Genomic DNA, 21873 nt, shown 5'->3' with positions numbered 1-21873 from the left:
AGGAGTTCGAACAAATACTATAAATTGCGTTTGTTCGATTGTTTTATAACTACTTTATTGAACAAAAACGCTTTACGGAAAAAACTGCATGACCCTGAACTCATAGCGCCTGCATACATGAAAATGCGTTATGGAGCCTTAGCTACATTGCTGTAAACGTAGGGGGCTGCGCCTATCAATGTTGTTAAGCAGTATATTGAGCAGCAAAATAGACCACATTAAACCGTGTTGCTGTTTTCGCCATGCTTATTGGCCATGACGGACGGGGCATGTTGTCGCGGAGATCAGCCATTATCATGTTAGTTGCTGAATGCGAAACTCATTACGCAAGTCTCCTGCCATTTTGAACGGCGCGAAAGCTAAAACTTGAACACTGTTTTTGATGTCTATCATTTTCACGTGAATTGTTGGGGAAAAGTAAAGGCGGGATATAAAACCGTGGTTCCCGCTCAAGTCTTAAGATGGCATGAGTACAATGCCACCTTTGTTTAGCACTACAACACGACTTTAGTGTCCTGTACCTGTTGGCGGAGTTTGAGACCATTCCTGCATAGCTTGGTCTCCTGGACGATCAACTTTCACTTTATCGCCCTCAGTTGAGGTTACCCAGCTTAATGGAATGTAATGGTGTTGACCGCCCTTGTCTTTTTTAAGCTTGAGGGTATCAGTGCCCTCCATATGATCTACAGTAGCAAATTGACCATCTTCGGAGCAGACAACAGGCATATCAGGTTTAATTTGGTTGGTTTTAATCATAGTTTCCCCTCAGAGCTCAGTGCAAGCCCTTCTATTTATAAATGAGCAATCAGTCATCTGACAAGCTTCAGAAAGCGGAATTGTCTTGGACTTTAACTGAAATTATTGGTTACTTAATGTTCCCAATCGCACAATAAAATCATACCCATAAAACTAAATGCAGTCTGTTCGGCAACGAACAGACTGCATTTCCAAGTCCTCTTTTGCAATGTTTTCAATCAATAAGATTAGCCAAATCTAGGGTGACTGCGCCAATCAAAACTGAACGCTACGAAAATATGAGTACGACAATCACATGTTCGTTGTTTAAGTCGGAGTTTGATCAGCGGTATTACCCTGCCCCTCAAGATCTGAAGTATCAATCTTCTTCGCCAGGACGATATAGAAAGCAGGCAACACATACATAGTTAACAAAGTACCGATACCGAGTCCTGTAGCAATGGTTATACCAATCGCAAAGCGCGACTCTGCTCCTGGGCCCGCTGCAATTAACAGCGGGATCATGGCGACGATAAGCGCCAGCGAAGTCATGATAATAGGGCGAAGTCGAATCGCTGCGGCTTCGATTACCGCGTCGCGCTTGTTGCGTCCCCTTTCCTGAAGTGTATTGGCAAATTCCACGATAAGAATACCGTTCTTCGCGACCACGCCAATCAATGTTATCAGACCAACCTGTGTGTAGATATTCATCGATGCAAAACCAAGCATAATGAAGGCCATTGCCCCTGCAATTGACATCGGCACCGATATTAAAATGATAAGAGGATCACGCCAGCTCTCAAATTGCGCAGCAAGCACCAGATAGATAACGAGTAGCGATAAAAAGATAGTCACGATTAACGCACTGCCAGAATTTTCGAACTGTCTAGACTCGCCCTTAAAATCATAGCTGAAACCCCGAGGTAGGATATCGACCGCCTTGGTTTTCATGAAACTGATGGCATCTCCCATCGACACTGATGGCGCTGGAATGCCTTCGATCGTGACCGAATTCAGCTGATTGAATTGTGTTCTGGATGAGGGTTCTACATCATGCTCGAAGCTAACGACCGAGCCGAGCGGAACTAAATCGCCAGAGTCGGCGCGGATGAAATAATCGTTGAGCGCCGTTGCTGTTTGGCGCGCGTAGCGCTCAACCTGGGGAATAACCTCATACGAGCGCCCCTCCATGTTGAAACGACTAATAAACCCGCCGCCAAGCATACCGCCAAGCGCCTGACCAATTTCCTGCATCGACAAACCGAGATCGGCTACGCGTTCGCGGTCGACCTTTACTCGGGTGACGGGCTTATCGATGTCGATCGATTTCTGCACGAATGTGAAGTTGCCACTCTGCATGGCAGCCCCTACGAATTCATCTGCTATTTGATCGAGTTGAGTAAAATCACTGCCCGAAGTTAGCACAAACTGAAAGGGTAGACCGCCACTCGAACCAGGCAAGGATGGAATTGGGAATAAAGCTGTTTTCAAACCAGTAATCCCTGCCACAGAAGCCTGCAGTTGAGGCATGATATCAAACTGCGATATATCTCGTTCGCTCCAAGGCTTCATTTTGAAACCGCCAAACACCGCATTGGGACTCGTCATACCAACCAGCATGAACGTCTCGTCGTAACCTGGTACCTGCTCGAAGGCTGTCTGCATTTCTGTGCCATACTTCTGCAGGTATTCGAGTGTGGCTGTCTGCGGTCCTTTACCCTGAAACAAAATGATGCCACGGTCCTCAGTCGGTGCAAGCTCTTTCTGGCTTAGCATCATCATAAAAAAGATCGACACTAGTACGACTACCGCAAACATAATTACAGGTGAGACGGCCTTGACCATGATAGCCAGCGAGCGCTGATAAGTATTGGCGAGTCGGTCGAACAAACTTTCAATTGCACTCTCGAAGCGGGTCGACTGTCCATGTGGTTTGAGAACCTTACTGGCCAGCATAGGCGATAACGTCAAGGCAATGATGCCTGAAATGACGACGGCACCAGCAAGCGTGAAAGCAAACTCGGTAAAAAGCGAACCAACCAGCCCACCCATGAAACCAATAGGCGCGTAGACTGCAACCAAGGTTATCGTCATGGCGATAACTGGATTAGCCATTTCTCGAGCACCGATCAACGCCGCGTCCTTCTTTGATTTACCATCAACGATATGCCGGTGTATGTTCTCGACTATGATAATAGCATCGTCGACGACCAAGCCTATTGCCAGCACAAGTGAGAGCAGCGTAAGCAAATTGAGCGAGAAACCCAGCACCAGCATGATGAAGGCTCCACCGATGAGCGAGAGCGGTACCGCTATTGAGGGAATGATTGCCGCTCGCAGAGATCCTAGGCATAGAAACACGATGACAAGAACGATACCCACTGCCTCGATAAGCGTCTTGATCACCTCATTAATTGAATCATCAATAAATGCTGATGCATCGTAGGGGAGTTCGACCTGCAGACCCGAGGGCAGCTGAGACTTTATATCCGGCAGGAGTTCCTTAACACGTTCAGCCACAGACAGTGGATTAGAACCCGGAGATAGATTAATGGCTACGTAGGTTGAGGGTTTACCCTTATACAGTGCTATGTTCTCGTAGGTTTGTGATCCGAGCTCTACCATGGCGATATCCTTGAGACGAACGATACTATCTTCGGTCGATTTAATTATCAGATTCTCGAACTGTTTGGTGTTTCCAACGTCAGTATTCGTAGTGAGATTGATCTTGATGAATTCATCTTTGGTTTGCCCAACTGCTGAAATATAGTTGTTCTGACGCAGGGTTTGAGCAATATCTGTCGAGGTGAGATTAACCGCTGCAAGTCTTTGAGGATCGAGCCAGACTCTCAGCGCAAAGCGACGCCCCAGCAGTTCGGCCTTGGCTACACCGGATAGGGCTTGTAGTTTTGGCTGTACTTCTCGGGCAAGATAATCTGAGATCTGTGGGACTTTCATGGTATCGCTAAAGAAAGCGATGTACATGAGCGCACGACCTTCTCCCGTCGTCGAGTTGATAACAGGGTCCTGAGCCTCGTCAGGTAACTCGTTACGCTGACTGGCAACTTTAGATTGAATCTCCGCAAGTGCGTCATTAGCATCGTAGTTGAGTTCCATCTGTGCTTCGATGGTTGAAAAACCTTGTATGCTCGATGAGCTCAGAAAGTCTATGCCCTTTGCTTCGGCAATAGCCTGCTGCAAAGGTTGGGTAATGAATCCCTGGATCAATTCACTGCTGGCGCCTGGATATGCAGTAGTAACGGTGACTTTAGTGTTTTCCAATACAGGGTATTCGCGGATCTCCATCTCCATAATAGAGCGAATCCCAACCAGTAATATTAGTAGACTAACAACAATGGACAGCACTGGCCGTTGTATAAAAATGTCTGTAAAACGCATGTTTATTTAACTCCTGTACTGTCTGCAATCTTGTCATCTTGCTTTATTTTCACTCGCTGACCAGCCCTCAAGCGCAGCAAACCAGAGGCAATGATACGTTCACCGGGTTCTAACCCTTTGTTAATTTCAGTCATGCCATCCCGTGTAACGCCGGTTTCCAATGTCCGCTGCTCAGTGACCAGCTGGCCTTTTTCATTTTTAGTTAATGCATAGGCGAAATCGCCGTAGGTGTTGAAAGACAGTGCTATGTTTGGAATTGCAATGACCTGCCTTTCACCCTTTGCCATGGTTCTAATGGTAGCGAACATACCCGGTTTGAGGCTTTGTTGGGGGTTTAGAAGTTGGGCGCGCAGCTTAACTGTGCGTGTCTCTGGCGTGATAGAGCTATTAATTGCGGTAATTGTTCCCTTGAATACCTCTGAGCCAGTTGCCGCCACAGTGACTTCAACGAGATCACCAATATCAACGCTGGCCAGTTCCTGTTCAGACAGAGTATATTCGACCAGAATTGGATTAAGCATATTGATTTCAACGACAGGTGTACCCACAGATAAATATTCACCTATATCCGCTAGACGTAGCCCTACTATGCCGTCGAAGGGAGCCGTGAGTATTTTTTTACCAAACTGGGCCTCGGCTTCTTTTACTCGTGCTCTGGCTACATCCAGCGCAGCCTTTGTTTCATCTAAGGCGAACTGTGACACAGCCCGTTTGGAAATCAAGTCTGAGTTATGTTGAAATGCTTTCGAAGCAAGCTGTGCCTCAGCTAGACGTGTTGTAAGAGCGGCTTGCTCTATATCGCTGTTTAGGCGGATCAGGATATCGCCTTTTTTGACGGATTGACCCGATTTGAACAAAACTTTTGTCACTACACCGGGCAATTCATTGGCTATCATGACGCCGTTGATAGCTCTGATGCCACCGATTGATTGGATACTCGGTTGCCAAGATACTCTAGCGACCTCTGTAGTTTCAACGACAGTTGCGGGGCGTGGCTGAGAGAATTTGGCCTGCATTTGGTTAATTTGATAGAACTTGTAGCCGAAGATGCTGCCGATGACGACAAGGAGCAGAACGATAGCAATTGCGAAGCGTGAGAAAGTGCCCATCCAATCTGTATCCTTTTTAGTTAATATATAATAAGTAAATAACGTTAATAATCTGACCATTTAATTTCAAAAACTTGGTAGTTTGAAACGCTCAATCTACTTATTTGAAGCTCTCAACATCCACGATGTTTTTTCATGTATTCGCATTCGATCAGATACAAGAGATACCGTTGATTCGTCGTCTGATTGATGGGCCACTTTTAAAACATCGCGAGCAGTCTGTATAATTTTTTCGTGACCAACGAGTAATACTTCCATCATTTCCGTTGCATTGGGAACACCATCTACCTCATGGATTGAACTTAACTTGGAAAATTCTTTATAAGTGCCTGGCGCAGCAACATCGAGAGTTCGAACACGTTCGGCTATATCGTCTACAGCAATGGCCAATTCCATATACTGCTCTTCAAACATCAAGTGCAGCTCCCTAAACCTCACCCCAGTCACATTCCAGTGAAAGTTATGCGTCTGTAAATAAAGCGTATAAGTATCGGCTAATAACTTCTTTAACCCTTCAGCGATTTCGCTTCTATCTTTTTTATCAATGCCAATATTAATGTTGCTCATATTAAATTTCCTTTTAGTTTATTAATGGATATATTCATACTGATTTTTCTGAACGCTGAATGCTGAATTTAAAAATCCAGCTAGCACTTATTCCTTACATGTATTAATTTTTATATTGTATAGCGTAGGTGATTGATCGTTGTCCCAGTAATAAAGCTCAACGTCGTTCCTTAAACCAAGACGAAATGACATGGTCGAGTATTAATATTCTTTACTGAAATAAAAGCAGAGTAAGAAAAGTATTTTCCCGTAACACCAAGCAACACTTTACTCCATTACGGACTTAAGCTCTGTGCGATATCGAACCAACAATAATGGCTAGTGGATTAACATGAGGAATGGAGATATTGAATAAAGATTTATTAATCGCAATAAGAATAGATTCATCACCGTAACCTACTGCGAATAGACCTTAGCTGGGTGGTCGCTTAATCCTGTTGGCTTGGTCGTTCACTCATTTAATCAGGCTTAATTTTTTGCCAAAATGAAATGTAAAAAACAATATAAACTCCATCAAGTTAGCTTCGCACCGAAAGTATTATCTGTTGTCACTCATTAGCACTTTTATCAGTTATGACAAATAAACCGAAACATTAGGGGAATAAATCATCAACTTTTCAGTTGATGATTTATAAATATTTTGAATTTTTGTTTAAACATAACATTCAAAAATAGTTAGTTATCTTCATCTAAAGTCATCAGCGACGTGTTACCACCAGATGCGGTAGTATCAATGCTAACGGCTTTTTCTGTTAATAAACGTTGAATGAGATTATCAAAATATTCTGAACTGATCATTGGTAAAATTGCCCCTTGACGTTCGGCTAATCTGTCACTGATATAATTTTTTCGGCCGCAGTGACTATCAACAACGACTCCTGATAACGCAGGATGCGCCAACAAAGTGGTTAAATGACATAAGCGGGTAATTTGAAACACATTCTCATCTGCGCCTGTTGTAACGAACTTATCTCTAATGGCTAACGCTTGATCATAAAATAAATCAGAAACGACCGAGATAACGGTATTTCCGGTTGTCAAAGCCGTTACAATTGAGAGTATCCAAAAGTGAAAAGTCACATTTTCATCAGCAAAGCAGATGATATTACCGCGATTTTCCAAATAGAGTATATTAGACTCACCTGTCGGACCTGGAAGCGTTGTTGGCTTTTGCAGATGCTTTTCAACACACACTAATTGTGAATTAGCCGCTGTCAAAGTACTATTTAAGTCATCGGCTAAATCATCAACAATATCGATATCAGCCATTTCGGCTAACATTTGACTCACAAAAGAAATACGCTGATCTAACTCGGTCAAGCGCCAGGTTTTTTCTGCTATATCCGCCCTATCCATCATTAATTCTGCTTCTGCTTTCGATCTCGAATCGCTCACTAAAGCATCAACTTGCGATGGTAATAAGTTAAATTTATCGGCATCGGGAGTGGCTTTCTCTTTCACTAGACGTGTTAAATAATATGGCCCACCCGCTTTTGGCCCTGTACCTGAAAGACCACGCCCCCCAAAAGGTTGCACCCCCACAATAGCGCCAATCATATTGCGATTTACATATACATTACCTGCACGCGATAGTGTCGCCAAATGAAAAGCTCGCTGTTCAATCCGCGTATGAATACCCATCGTTAAACCGAAACCGGTGCCATTAATATCATCAATGACTTTTTCTATTTCATCGCCTTTAAAACGAATAATATGGACACAGGGACCAAATACTTCATGCTTGAGCACACTAATATTGTCTATTTCATAAAGTCGCGGCGCAAAAAAGAAATGTTCGTTTTCTGCTATTTCATTTGTCTCATTAGATATCGCGCATTGGTACAATAATTGACCATGAGTTTTCATATAGTCACTGTGAGCATTGAGTGAATCTAGCGCTTTTTGATCAATGACGGGACCTACATCAGTGCTGAGTTTTTCTGGATTACCCACATGCAATTCTGCTAATGCGCCTTTAAGCATTGTAATAACAGTATCGGCAATATCTTCTTGCAAAAATAATACCCTGAGCGCAGAACAACGCTGACCTGCAGACTGAAATCCTGAAGAAATAACATCATCAACCACTTGCTCAGGCAAAGCTGTGGAGTCAACTATCATACAGTTTTGACCGCCTGTTTCAGCAATAAAAGGGACTTTTGCGCCGTCTCTATCAGCCAACGTTGGCGAAATAATAGTCGCTGTTTTAATCGAACCCGTAAAAATAACCGTTTGAATATGTGCATTAGGAATAATAATACTGCCCACTTCACTGCCCTTGGCAATAACCGCTTGTACAACGCCATGAGGTAATCCAGCAGACGTCATTAGTTCAATAGCGCGCAATGCAATTAAACTTGTTTGCTCGGCTGGTTTTGCCAGCACCGTATTACCAGTAGAAATGGCAGCTGTCACTTGCCCTATAAATATCGCTAACGGGAAGTTCCAAGGGCTGATACATAACACCACACCACGGGCTTCTAAACGATCATCTTCTGCAAGCTCAATCGCTTGTTGTGCATAATAACGACAAAAATCAACAGCCTCTCTGACTTCATCTATACCATCTTGAGTCGTTTTTCCCGCTTCTTTGATGCATAAGGCAATGAGCTCGTCCCTATGATGTTCAAGAATATCGGCGATACTGCATAATAAGGCTGCGCGTTCAGATACAGGCTTTTGTGACCATGAGGCAAATGCAGTTTGAGCCGTATCGATCATCGCGAGCATGTCATCTTTGCTATGATGGCGCTGGAAACCAATGATTTCACTTTGCTTTGCTGGGTTTCTAATGGCTACAGCCCCCTCTGGCGTATCACTTTCAGAAAACTGGTTATTTTCAACCCAATTATCTAGTGATGTTTTTAGCGGGGTTACCATATTTATGTCGGTTAAATCTAAGCCCTTGGAATTATCTCGACCAACACCATTTTCATCATGGTACAAGGCAATAGGTTTGATAATCTGGCCGTTATATTTGTCTGTTAAGCGATGCATTTTTTTAACCGGGTCTTCAAGTAAAGATTCGACCGGTTGAGACTCATCAATAATGGCATTAACAAAAGAAGAATTAGCGCCATTTTCTAACAAACGACGGACTAAATAGGCTAGTAGCTCTTTATGAGGACCAACCGGTGCGTAGACGCGAGATTGAACATTTTCACTGGCAACAACTTGATCATATAAAGAACCACCCATGCCATATAGACATTGAAATTCAAAACTTGTTTTGTCATTGCCCGCCAGTTCAAGAATAGTCGTCACTGTGTAAGCATTATGTGTCGCAAACTGTGGATAGAGAGTATCTCTATATTCTAATAATTTTTTTGCACAGGCGAGGTAAGAAACATCAGTGGAAGCCTTGCGAGTGAATACCGGAAAATGCTCATAGCCACCTTTTTGAGTGTTTTTAATCTGAGTATCCCAATAAGCACCTTTAACTAAACGCACCATCATTTTTCGGCCAACACGAACGGTTAACTCATGTAACCAATCAATGATAAAAATAGCCCGTTTTTGATAAGCTTGTAGAGCCATCGAAAAGCCATTCCAACCCGCTAATTCGTCATCACTAAATACCGCCTCAATAACATCAAGGGACAAATCTAATCGCTCAGATTCTTCCGCATCAACCGTTAAACCAATATTGTATTTTTTAGCTTGCAAACAAAGCGCTTTAAGTTTGGGAACAGCTTCAGTCATTACTCGTTGTCTTTGCGCAAATTCGTAACGAGGATGAATAGCAGAAAGCTTAACTGAGATACCAGGAACTCTACGAGGATCGTTCTTACCTGACGCGAGTGAAACCGCGCCAATAGCATCTATGGCAACTTGATAAGCTTTAAAATATTTATCAGCATCACCCATGGTGCGCGCACCCTCACCTAGCATATCGTAAGAATATACGAAGCCTTGCCGATCTTGTTTGGTAGCATGCTCTGTTGCAGCTTGAATCGTTTCGCCCATAACAAACTGCTCACCCATAATTTGCATGGCATAGTTCATTGCTTTACGAATGACAGGCTCACCTAAACGACCAATAATCTTTTTCAATAAATCAAAACTATCTTTTTCGCGTTCATCAGCATAATCAACCATAGTGCCGGTAACTAATAACCCCCACGATGAGGCATTAACAAACAGTGAATCACTGCTGCCCAAATGACTTCGCCACTCACCTTGAGAAATTTTGTCGCTAATGAGGGCATCTTGAGTGTGCTTATCTGGTACACGTAATAAGGCCTCAGCCAAACACATCAACACCACACCTTCTTCACTGGATAATGTGTATTCTGCGAGTAAGGCATCTACAGCACCGTTACCTGATTCGTCTCTACGTATTTTTAATGATATTTTACGTGCCTTTTCCCACGCTCTGCTGGCAGCTTCATCGTTAACGTCTGCTAACGGTAAAATATGCTCTACCGCAACACTTTCATCAATACGATAGAACTCGCGAATTTTCTGACGAATAGGAGAGTCCGTAATGTTCGAATTATTAAAAAGCATGTGCTTCACCTCAGCATGAATAAATTGTATTTTGCAATGACTGGAGACATTTGATATCTAAGAGATACCTAAGATTTGATAACTAACGAGTAAATTATACTGCTCTTTAGTTTTAGACTCTGTGCGTTAGCGTACTTTCTATAAAACACGGTTAACAGTGGTTCCAACTCTTAACATTAACTCATACTTTCAAAAACTTATCAGGCTATATGCCGTTGATAAACTATCGTTTGGTTTTGCCAATATCGCTGAGTTTAAGTGGAGTGTTACCTACGTTGAGGTAATACAACCCATAAATTCGGCCTAGATTTGTTGAAAGGTTGCATTATCTGTATATGGCTTGATATGAATTGGCCGTTGTCACCAACTTTAACGTTATTTTGGTAGCTAAAATAACGCATAAAGTTAGTCATTAAAAAGGCTCTGCTTACCACAGGAGTGCATTCTGAAAAGTTTCTAGTACTAAATCACTCAGTATGACGTTATGTGATTTTTTGTTTGTGAGACATTTATGCTACAAATCGTCAATTTGTTTCATGTTACGTGCCAGTAATCGCCCCTCGGCCTCTTGAACCGACAATATATTATCAAGAAATTCCGTCACCGAAGGTGCACAGCTGCATTTTTGCAGATACTCAAATAGTCCGACGATATTTTTATGATATTCAAGAGTGACAATTGCTATTTCATCCGTATCCATCTTCTCAAACGGATGCTCACCTTCAGTGTGAATAGAAATAGTGAATTTTTCGTAGTAATGCCGACTATACGTGTTGAGTGCACTGCTATTACCATTGTCTTCAAACTTTTTCATTACCTGCGCCATTTTTTTTTCGTGCTCTGAAATGTACTTAAGCAGCAAACCAACTCTTACACTATCGCTTTTTTGTGCACAATTGGCGGCAAAATAATGCAGTTCTTGGTGCATGTTTTTAGTCCATTGCATAACATCGTGAAGTGTTTCTATTTGCATATTATCCTCAAAATTAAAGCTTTTAGGTCACTCTGGGTGGAAAGTGAATCGCCTGCCTAGCATAAAAATAAAAAAATGGTAAAAAATATCACCATTTGTGGCGTAAATTGCAATCGCTTTTAACTCATTTAGTCTATGCAACATTATGTATTTACTACATAATTTAAAATTAGTAACCACGATTTAACTCATGATGTTGATAGTCATAATACGTGTATTTTACTTTTTACTCTGTTCGTTGCCGCACTGAACTTGACATAAATATCTGTCTAATCAAGATATTCACAAACCTTACTGAAAAGAAGTATGACCAACATAGAGCAATTAGAATTATCGGCCCACCGTGGCGATATCATCAAAGAGGTCAACAGGCTCATTGAAAAATATCGTGCTATTTTTTAGATGGAACGTATCTGAAATAGATAAACGCTGGGCAGAAAAATACTTATAGAAAGACGTTGTGTTGCACTCTGATAATGGTGATCCCATGAAATACCTGACGATGCGAGCGAGGATGTACAATTTAGTGGGTGTGACCAAATGAAGTCATCCAAGGATGAGTAATGATAATCCGTACTCAGAATCTACTGTTTAAAACGGTAAAATATCATCTGCGTTGGCCTAGTGATGGTTTTATATCGTTAGATGAAGCGCGTACATGAGTAAATGAATTTGTTTATGGGTACGACAACGAACATTGCCATAGCAGGATTAAGTTTGTGACACCTAATCAGAGACATGATGGTCTTGATGTTAGGATATTGGCGAAGCGAAAAGTGTGCTATCAGACAACAGAAATGAACATCTAGAGCAATGAACAAAAAGAACAGAAACTGTCAGCCATAGGCTGTGGAGTTAAATTAAGAGCAACACAAAGAAGCTGTTTAACCATTTAAGCGACAACTGTCATGAAAAAAACCGCTTAGATAAACCTGTACACCAGTATTCTAAGACGCAGTACTAGTATGTTGATTCTAGGTGCCATCTATCATTATCGTTGAATCAAACCGCTAGCGAAGTTAGTTAGTTATTTATTGTTTAATAGCCTTAAACCAGATGTAACGAGGATTTACTACATTCTTTTATATAGAGTGTCTTCATTGATCTGGTGTAATTTATTTTCAAGCTATTGAATAAATGATGTATCAACGATGGTATTCACCAGCCCTTTCTGGTTGATAAAAAATTTCATTAATGGTTATTTTTATTAACCCACCACCAGGCTTTGGCCATTCAATTTGATCTCCCTGAGCCAACCCAAGTAACGCGCTCCCAACTGGCGCCAGAATAGAGATTTTATCGCCATTCAAATCAAGATCTTTGGGATAAACAAGCGTCATTAAAAACTCATCTCGAGACGACTCGACAGTAAATTTAACCGTTGAGTTCATGGTGACAATTGTAGTGGGTATTTCTGTTGGATCCACGATTGTTGCTCGAGCGAGTTCCTCTTCAAGCTCACTTATACCTACCATTTTCTTTGTAGGTAAGGACTCGATGAGTTTAAATAGTCTCTGCGCATCAAGTGATGAGATCGTTATTTCAGGTCTGTTATTCATTTTTTCCTCAAAAATTCTAATAATTCATGCTTTAAGTATTTTACCTAACGATCAAACTTTGAATAATAGAAGGTTTAATGAGGTAAAATAACATTATTAATGTAGTGATATTAATTTTAAAAATCACACACGCGATTGCAAATATTATCCCTAGTTTATTAAAAATAACTTAATATCTGAGTATCTTCGCCTAAAAACAGGTGACATACAAGCCACTACAAAGTGAATATCCACGACTATATTTACAACCAATAAATATATTACGCTAAAGGTGAATTTATAAGACGAAAACACATAAAATCAACAAAAAACTAATAAGCTGTACAGTGCCTTAAAGGACGGGAGTATTACAGAGAACATTAATTTCTTAATCTGATATATTTATTATATTCAAAGTTTAATGAATACTTATGATCAAGCCTATTTAGATATTAATGCATTAAACATGATCTCTTGAGCCTTATCTTGTATAGAATTGAGTAACAATTTCTCTGATTTTACCTGAACTTTTTGCCCGTTAATTATTGTAAATTCATCCAAATAGTTAACTAGCTGTTTAACAATACCAATGTAATTTTCAGGTATCCTTATAGCCACTTTTTGGGTCGCTTAGCTATTCGTGCTCTAGCGCCACCAACTCCAACTTGATGTGACTTAATCTCACCATTATTTGCTGTCATTTCTAGACTCCTTCACTATCTTTTCATAGAGAAAGTTAACATCATTATCCATTTTAAAAATCACTACCACAAAGTAAATTAACAAACAATAACATATAGTTATTAAAACCAAATTGTCTATAACGTTAATGTAAAAAGATTCTGTATGTTAAAAAAATAAAATAGGCTGAACATAAAAATCATCTTCAGCCTATTTATAAAAACATTCTACGTTATTGTTCCTAGCCCTCACAAAAAGCAGTTATTACTGACATTTATGTACAAAGTGTTCAGTTAATTAAAGGAGGTAAAGTATTTCGTATCCAGTTTACTAGCCTTTTTTCTTTCTAATCTTGGCTACCTCTGTAACATTTGATTCTTTTTTTAACTTACGCTTTTCTTTTAGCGACAACAATGGTTTTTTCATTTCATGCTTAGACATATCATTACCTTATAAATAAAAAATTAATAACGTTTATTTAATGCAATAAACTCATTTTTGAAATAAATAATCCACCGCCCTCCTTTTAGAACTTTTTGGGTTTATTTTTATAGTATTAAAATTAAATTAATTACAGCATTTTAAAAACAAATAATTATTTACATATAGATAAAACAAAGATTGGGTTACTCCTATTGATTAAAAATAGTTTAACGAAATCTAAGCCTCAACATATAAATGCAAGCTGTTTTTTAAATGTTAATTTTAATTGTATATTCTGTAAAAACAGATGGGCGCAATGACACGCCCGCTTAATCGGGGAATTTTAGGGCGAAGCTCCCTAAAAAAATAATTGAATAAAATGTGAATATTGATGTTTTCATAAAGCCAATATAGCAGCTTAAATAATAACTTCAAGTATACGTTAGCGGTAAATCTGAATAATCTACGATTATCGTTTCTAATTTATGGATTTAATTGTGAATACGGTCGACTTTAGTGTTGTGTCTTAAGTTAATTAACCAATATTGACTGCTGTTACAACCTAATACTGCAGCCTATTGCGTAGTTTTTGCCCTCCAATCAACCTAAGTCTACTGGAGGGCAAAAGATGACTTATCTACTTATTTCTTGGTTAACTTATATAACTTTGTCCAGCATAGATGATGAAGTGTCGTAATGCTAAAACACCCGTCAAACTGCAGCAGGCAACTGATATCATGATGGCTTTAGTGTGACGAGCATTGGCAGGTAAAAACATAGACAGAATGGGAACGATAAACCCGATTCCGACTACGCCTATCCAAAACACGCTAGCCCAAATGTCGGTACTTAATGATGCTAATGCTTCAGCAGCTGCGCCTCCTGTGAAATAAAGAGTACTAAACAGCATCACTAAAAACATCATTTCAGACACGATTACTGGTAAATCTAGGCTGTGCATTTTTGCCACATCGTTATCATGGGGGCTGCTATTAAAACAGGTTAACGCAACGATTAAGTTACCCGCAGCTCCCGCTGATAAACCAGACGCTAAGAACAATGCAGGTAATACTGCAGTATTGAGCATTGGGTAGGCATTCATGGCCGAGATTAAAAAGCCCGTATACGCACCAACTCCTATAGCAAGTACAAACAGTAGGATTTCAATTACTTTACGCATTGGCAATAGCATATGCCCTATTGGGGCTAAAAATCCTAACTTCCACTTTGGTAAATCATCTCGCAATACAATCAATGCATAAGCAATACCTAACGGTGAATAAGCTAGTAAGGCCAACACACCAATCGCCATTACAGATGTAAAGTTATAATTGACTAAGATGAGCCAGAAATGAAATGGTTTGGTTAAATCAAACACTAAACAGGCCAAACCTAAGCTTATGGCTACTGGCCCGATAATGGCAGAGGCTTTTAATATCGAAGTTTCAATATTCCCCCCTTTACTATACCAACGCATACCAATACCAATGAGTACGCTACCTGCCGATAAACCGGCCATAAATAAATAAACGGCGATAACCCAGTTCCATGTCACTGGATCATATTGCGCCATGTCGCCCCATATATTGTTCATGACTCTATCCCTCCTCGTTTAGTCGGAACACGGTACACTCGTGGTTTGGTACCTAAATGCGTTTTGTCTTGATAGGTTATTTTTGTATTCAGTAATTGAGCAACCTCACTTTTACTGTCGTTAGCATCGCCAAAATACAATGCATCTGTTGGGCATGCTGTAACACAAGCGGGTTGTTCACCTCTGGCTAGGCGAGTGTCTTTACAGAAATTACATTTGTCTGCAGCCTTGGTTATGGGATTCATAAAGCGCACTTTGTATGGACATGCCGCAACACAATACATACAGCCAACGCACTTATCGTTATGAATAGACACTAAGCCATTTTCGTCTATGTAAGCGGCACCTGTAGGGCAAACACTGACACAAGGTGCGTCTTCGCATTGCTGACAGGACACGCGGTGATATTTAAAATGTAAGTTTGGTGCTTCACCAAAAGGACCTTCCACCCTAACTTGCAGGCGTGTTACCCCTTCAGGGACTTCGTTTTCACTGCGACAAGCTATATTGCAAGCTTGGCAGCCGATGCATTTGTTTTCATCATGCACCATGACATATCGTTTGCTCATAGGAGACTCCAAATCAATTAGTTACCGGCTAAATTTTTACCAACTTGACACCTGTGGTGTGTAAATTCATGCCACAGATGGGAGCGATGACATTAGGAAGTAGGTTGCCGCAATGGATACCTTTTCCTGTTGCTCGCACCAGTTCTTTGTTTTTGGAGCCAAAGCCCATGTATGCAAACACAGTATCTTGACGAATCCCCGGGGTGACCAAAGCGGTTCCTTCTTCGGTGCCAACACTGCTGGTTAATTGAATTGCATCGCCACTATGGATATTTAATCGTCCGGCGGTTAATGGATGGATCCAAACTGCGTTGTTAGACATAAGGTTGGAGAGCATAGGAATATTATGGGTGGCGCCGTTGGTGTGTACGGCAACTTTGCCTTGAATAAAATATAATTCATCGGCTTGCTTTAGTTGGACATGACGATGCTTAATCACGCCTCGTCCTGGAGCCATATCTTCGACTTGTGGTGAGGTTAATTCAATTTTCCCACTGGGTGTTTTGAAGTGCATAGCTGTAGCATACGTTCCATCGGCATCTACGTTTCTTGCGTTGGGATAAGTCTTAACGAACTCGTCAACCATTTCAGGTTCACGTAGCATCAAAGGCTTGCCGTAGCTTACGAAGCCTATTTTTTTAATGTGTTCTAACAAGGCGTGATCACGATTAACCTGCATTAATTGCAACGTTTCTATGTTGTCCCAAGGATAATACTTGTCCAGCCCTAACGCCTTACCAAGATCTTTGAATATTTGCCAACTAGGACGGGTGTTACCGATGGTTTCAACTACACGTTGACGCACATAATAAGCAGGATTTTTACCTGACTTATCAGCAATTTCCTCATCACGTTCAAGGTAGGTTGACTCTGGTAAAATAATGTCAGCATACGCTGCTGTTTCACTGATATACAGGTCACAGCACACCACTAAATCTAATGCTTTAAGCGTTTGCTCTACTTTCGCCCGGTCTGTTAAGGTTTGCATTGGGTTAGTACGGCTCATCACCCATGCTTTTAGCTGATAAGGCTTAGCCTCTAAAGTTGCATCTATTATGGTTTGATAAATACCACCTGAAGACCACATCAACTTGTATTGTTTATCTACTTGGTCAATACGAATAGCAGAGATTTTAGGCATGCCTTCAACACCAGGCGTCACTAATTCTGGGGCAACTTTCTCACCGGCAAATTTATTGTATCCAGGTGCTTTCTGGCCCATGTATATGCCACCTTTGCGTTCAATATTACCAATCAAAATATTGACAGCATATATTGCACGACGCATATCGAACTCTTCGGGAGTAAAGGTGGCACGATGACCGAAGTCAACAACAGCATGTGGCGCTTTGCTTGCAAATTCATGAGCAATTCGTCGAATGGCACTGGCAGAAACATCTGAAATAGTTTCTGCCCACTCTGGGGTATATTTTTTTACCTCTGCAGCAAATTCTTCAAAACCAACAACATATTTTTCGATAAAATCATGGTCGTATAAATGGTCATAAATTAAAACATGACATAACGCTAGCGCAACTGACACGTCAGTGCCTGGACGAATGGCATGCCATTCATCAGCTTTGTCGGCAACAACTGAAAAACGAGGTTCAAATACGACTAACTTGGCTCCTTTATCCATTTGTGCTTGCATCATGCCTCGAGTCTCAGACATGTTTATGCCTTCATAAATATTATGACCGAAGTTAATGATGTATTTTGAATTGCTCAAATCACGCTTCATTTTGGTACCAAACATAGCCTTTGCAGCTATTTCATAGGCACCAGGACAAGTCGAAGCATGTGTGAAAGTATTAGGTGAACCAAAAGTAGCTGCCAAATGAAATAAATGGCCATCTAACGAACCTGATTTAGACGAAAAAGCGACAGTTTCTGCACCGAACTGTTGCTTAATATCCGTTAGTTTTTCGGCAATATATTGATAAGCTTCATCCCAACTGATCTCAGCCCATTTGCCTTCTCCACGCTCACCAGTTCTTTTTAATGGATTAACGATACGCTGTGAGTCATATAAAAGACTATGACCCGCACCACCGCGAGCACAAACTTTACCGCCGAATGATTTGGCTTCTTTATTACCAGTAATAAATACGTTTTTACCGTCTACAATACGGGCTTTAATAGGGCAGCGTGTAGAACACATTTCGCAGATACTGGCCACTTCAGAAGAGACACCTTTTAAAGGCTGTTTCTCTAACGCGGCTAACGAGCCAGGTAGCATACTTGCCAGAGCACAGGTTGCACTTGTAGCACCAGCCCCCATTAAAAAATGTCGCCGATTTAACTGAATCATGATTGCCCCCTTCATCTTCAACTAAGCACGAAGTTATTACGGTTAACTTAGGTTTAATGGGGCTTATTAGATAAACACAACAATAAGCTCCATCGCTAAACACAGTGTTAACCCATAAGTATTTTAAGGGTATTGTGGTAAACCACATTGATATTAATCATATGATTAATATCACGGTTTCAGCTCTCAAATACACGTTATCAGTGAGTCGTTGGTTTGATATATATTACAATATGGTTATTAAGGGAATAACAATCGACACTCTACATCCCGCTACCCAAGGTGCTTCAGTATCATCTACGCATTTAGATAAGCTAATATTGCCGCCAAACTGTGTAATCACATCGTGACAAATGGCTAAACCAAGACCTAAGCCGTTTTCTTTTGTTGTAAAAAAAGTGGTTTTGAATTCATCGGCTGAACAGCTTAAACCAGTGCCATTATCATAAATGGCCAATTTCAATGTCTGATTGACGACCTGTAAGTTAATTAAAATTCGATTTATTTGAGGAGAACAATGATGCTTTTTAGGCATAGCATCTACAGCATTTTTTAAAACATTTATCAGCACTTGGCAAAAACCTACCTTATCACCGATTATTTTTATTTCAGTATCAGCAGGTGTATAACTAAGCGTAATATTGTGACTTTTTAATTCATGTTCAAGCAATTCTATACAGGTTGTTAATTGTTCTTGTACATCAAATTCTGTGTTTTCTGCATCTTTCCTTTGAAGCAAACTTCGTATCCTATGTACAATTTCTCCAGCTCTAATTGATTGTTGCTGTATTTTCTCTAACAGCTGATATTGAATCGAATTTATTCCAATACTTTTAGCCTGCTCAATCATGCCGCCTTCGCTATATTGCGTAATGGCAGCAATAGGCTGATTTAACTCGTGAGCTAAGCCAGCACCAATCTCACCTAGGATTGCTGCACTTTGTAAACGCTCTAACTGCAGGGCTTTTATCTTTAATTGCCGTTCTGAATGTAATAAGTTTTCACTTTCTTGTCTAAACCGATATTCAAGCCATAAATGGTAGATGGTTGCCACGATAAATAGCGCTACAAAACCAAATGCCCATTGCTGGTTTAATTTAATCCACAGCCAAACTTGTAAGTATATTGGCACTTTATTTGATTCTAAATCCAAATCTTTAAACAGTTTAATGACTTTAAATTGACTAATAGGTGCTGCCCAGCCGCGATTTTGCCCAATTATCGAAACCGGATGAGTAGCACTAATCGACAGTAATGCTCTGGTGATATCCGTTCTTACGACAAGTGGAACATCATCTGATGAGGCAAATGACCAATTAGGATATAACGGTGTACTAACAGCACAATCATAACCAGCAGGCGTAACATCATTAATCACTCTAAAGTCATCAGCCTTGATGTAACCTTCTTCAATCATTTGTTCTAAAGTACAAAATGGGGTGATAGCAATATCAGCATTACTATCTCGAACTTGATAAATTAATGGCTCCAACGGAAAACCGAGAAAGGTGACTTTAGAGAAAAAATTGTAAGTTGGGAAACCTTTGTCTTGAAGAAGACCTATAGCGGCTTGATAGCCTCCTAATGCATTAGGATCACTTGCTACGACAGAATGACTCATAAGATCATCTATTGTGTAAAATTGACTATCCTTGCGAACAACGATGGTTGCACCTATTGCGAAAGTATTCCCCTGATGCTTATCACTTTTCATAGTCGCGAGCCATGAAATAGGAAAATCATCGCTCATGTTGAAGTAATGTCCAGGATTGGTAACAACAAACTGAACTTGCCCATTAAGCAGTTGCTCATTCATCCTAACAAAATTTAAAGGCACAACCTCAAAGCTGGCATTGGCAACATTTTGGCTTAAATAGTCCATTAATGGCTGCCAGCGTTCAATACTTTTAGCCACACCATAATTTGCAAGCACTGCAACTCGGTAATGTACTTCAGCATGAGCTTGAGTCGTAATGGGTTTTTCAATGACCGCATCAGGTGTTATAGGCTGCGCACTTGCTTGAGTTAAATATCCAGCAAGAGTTAATGAAAGTGCTCCAATCAGCAAAGTTTCAATTCGCATCCGTAACCTTTTAGCCATCTGACAACATTTAGTTAATCGGTACTTAGTTAATAAACAAAGTAATCCGTTTTTATGCAACAAACTCAGTGTAGTGCAACTTAATTAACAAAACAGATGCACACAGCACAAAAGCAACCGAACAACTTGATCCACAACCAACAATGATTACACTGTATTAACATTTAATAAATCGATACTACATATGATTAAAGATATTTATATGGTGGATGATGACCTAGCAATTCTTGATTCTATGCAATTTATGCTATTGCAATATGAATACAACTTACAGGTTTTCAATAGTGCCATTTCGTTTATTAACACCATTGATACTACCCAGCCAGGTTGTCTTATCGTGGACAGCAAAATGCCAGAAATTACTGGCCAAGAACTACAACAAAAATTAATTGCCGCTAACAGTCCGTTAGGCATCCTCTTTTTAACGGGTCACGGTGATCTGCCGATGGCGGTAAATGCATTTAGACAAGGTGCTTGTGATTTTTTTCAAAAACCCGTTAACGGGAAAGAACTGGTTGTTGCTATAGAAAAAGCCTTTACGTGTAGCCATAAAATGTTTGAATCTATTCTTCTGAAACAACGATATAACACCTTAACAGAACGTGAAATCCAAGTATTACATCTATTAATAGAAGGCAAAACCAACAAACAAATGGCCGACGAATTATACCTTTCTCTGCGCACTATTGAGGTACATCGTTCTAAAATCATTAAGAAACTAGCCGTACATAATGCTGCTGAATTGGCAAAGTTCAGCCCTTTATTAGCCTAGTTTTTATTAACTTATGCTGTGTTAAATTGTTTTTGCACTGCCCGTAGCCCCGATAATTTCACGCTATAATTGCAACGAAATTTTTTGTGTTATCTTTTGTATAAATACCTTCCTGGATATGAATCCCACTCTAGAATGGTACAAACGGCTATTAAGTCTGCTTTGGGCACTTCACTTTATATCGTTAGGTACTACATCTTTTCGTGACCCTCGATTGAAAACTCTCTGAACTTGATTTTATAAAGCAGTTTATTGTTAAATCCTCTCCGCAAATTACCTCTCACTCAGTCTGTTCATAATCTTTCATATATTGTCTACGTTCATTCATCCACGGTCTGAGTGCCATTAACAATTATTATCTAATATAGCTGTCATCAGCAAAGATAATTTTTTAAGTGAGCAAGCTATGACAACAAAAAACGTAGTAGACCCCAAAAGTAATGTTAAGTCTAAGGAGCTGAAAGCTCTTGGATTTATCATTTTTTTATTTTTTCCCATTATCACCGTAACCAGCATTAGTGCGTACGGTTTTGTCATTTGGATGATCCAAGCATTTGGTGGCGTTGTTGCGCACTAATCCTCAAACAAATTA

At 40.3% G+C, this 21873-nt stretch carries 13 protein-coding genes and 1 pseudogene; 3 read left to right on the top strand and 11 right to left on the bottom strand.

The window, feature by feature from the left end; translation table 11 throughout:
• Positions 1-507: 507 nt before the first annotated feature.
• The 6 genes from AAEY97_RS16215 to AAEY97_RS16190 all read right to left on the bottom strand — a co-directional run bounded on the left by AAEY97_RS16215 (position 508) and on the right by AAEY97_RS16190 (position 11247).
• The gene (locus tag AAEY97_RS16215; protein WP_192114903.1) at positions 508-756 is read right to left on the bottom strand and encodes a DUF2171 domain-containing protein; all 249 of its coding nucleotides are present in this window, start codon (positions 754-756) and stop codon (positions 508-510) included.
• 306 nt (positions 757-1062) lie between these two features.
• Positions 1063-4134 carry an efflux RND transporter permease subunit gene (locus AAEY97_RS16210; RefSeq protein WP_192114902.1) on the bottom strand — a complete coding sequence of 1024 codons (3072 nt, stop codon included), beginning with the start codon at positions 4132-4134 and terminating at the stop codon, positions 1063-1065.
• Between the two features lie 2 nt (positions 4135-4136).
• A complete protein-coding gene (locus AAEY97_RS16205) occupies positions 4137-5303 on the bottom strand; it encodes an efflux RND transporter periplasmic adaptor subunit (RefSeq protein WP_243756183.1) in 1167 nt (388 codons plus the stop codon).
• A 36-nt stretch (positions 5304-5339) separates the two neighbouring features.
• A complete protein-coding gene (locus AAEY97_RS16200) occupies positions 5340-5810 on the bottom strand; it encodes a Dps family protein (protein ID WP_182744429.1) in 471 nt (156 codons plus the stop codon).
• Between the two features lie 675 nt (positions 5811-6485).
• Positions 6486-10319 carry a bifunctional proline dehydrogenase/L-glutamate gamma-semialdehyde dehydrogenase PutA gene (gene putA / locus AAEY97_RS16195; protein WP_351000000.1) on the bottom strand — a complete coding sequence of 1278 codons (3834 nt, stop codon included), beginning with the start codon at positions 10317-10319 and terminating at the stop codon, positions 6486-6488.
• 514 nt (positions 10320-10833) lie between these two features.
• A complete protein-coding gene (locus tag AAEY97_RS16190) occupies positions 10834-11247 on the bottom strand; it encodes a hypothetical protein (protein WP_242445204.1) in 414 nt (137 codons plus the stop codon).
• A gap of 475 nt (positions 11248-11722) precedes the next feature.
• On the opposite strand from AAEY97_RS16190, the pseudogene AAEY97_RS16185 reads away from it, so the two are divergent.
• A pseudogene (locus AAEY97_RS16185) lies at positions 11723-12138 on the top strand (integrase core domain-containing protein); the annotation flags it as partial.
• Positions 12139-12437: 299 nt separating this feature from the next.
• Here AAEY97_RS16185 and rnk read toward each other — a convergent pair.
• From rnk to AAEY97_RS16160, 5 genes are all read right to left on the bottom strand, one after another.
• Complete coding sequence (rnk, locus tag AAEY97_RS16180) at positions 12438-12851, bottom strand: nucleoside diphosphate kinase regulator (protein ID WP_192114900.1); 414 nt, start codon at positions 12849-12851, stop codon at positions 12438-12440.
• A 1735-nt stretch (positions 12852-14586) separates the two neighbouring features.
• Positions 14587-15528 carry an NrfD/PsrC family molybdoenzyme membrane anchor subunit gene (nrfD, locus tag AAEY97_RS16175; RefSeq protein ID WP_011637462.1) on the bottom strand — a complete coding sequence of 314 codons (942 nt, stop codon included), beginning with the start codon at positions 15526-15528 and terminating at the stop codon, positions 14587-14589.
• Positions 15525-16097: a 4Fe-4S dicluster domain-containing protein gene (locus AAEY97_RS16170; protein ID WP_102036995.1), complete on the bottom strand. Its 573-nt coding sequence runs from the start codon at positions 16095-16097 to the stop codon at positions 15525-15527. The genes nrfD and AAEY97_RS16170 overlap by 4 nt, the downstream gene beginning before the upstream one ends.
• 28 nt (positions 16098-16125) lie before the next feature.
• Positions 16126-18408, bottom strand: coding sequence for a thiosulfate reductase PhsA (gene phsA, locus AAEY97_RS16165; protein ID WP_192114899.1), 2283 nt, complete (start codon positions 18406-18408; stop codon positions 16126-16128).
• 226 nt (positions 18409-18634) lie between these two features.
• Positions 18635-20491 (bottom strand): sensor histidine kinase, encoded by a 1857-nt coding sequence (locus AAEY97_RS16160; protein WP_192114898.1) that lies wholly within the window; start codon positions 20489-20491, stop codon positions 18635-18637.
• A gap of 202 nt (positions 20492-20693) precedes the next feature.
• On the opposite strand from AAEY97_RS16160, the gene AAEY97_RS16155 reads away from it, so the two are divergent.
• The gene (locus tag AAEY97_RS16155; RefSeq protein WP_192114897.1) at positions 20694-21281 is read left to right on the top strand and encodes a response regulator transcription factor; all 588 of its coding nucleotides are present in this window, start codon (positions 20694-20696) and stop codon (positions 21279-21281) included.
• A 406-nt stretch (positions 21282-21687) separates the two neighbouring features.
• A complete protein-coding gene (locus tag AAEY97_RS16150; RefSeq protein WP_101088486.1) occupies positions 21688-21858 on the top strand; it encodes a nitrate reductase in 171 nt (56 codons plus the stop codon).
• Positions 21859-21873 lie beyond the last annotated feature (15 nt).

Origin of the sequence: Shewanella sp. TB7-MNA-CIBAN-0143 (genome assembly GCF_040310065.1) — a bacterium.
Classification (GTDB): Bacteria; Pseudomonadota; Gammaproteobacteria; order Enterobacterales; family Shewanellaceae; genus Shewanella.
Note: the sequence above shows the minus strand (reverse complement) of the source record. Positions and strands in the feature narration are given on the sequence as shown.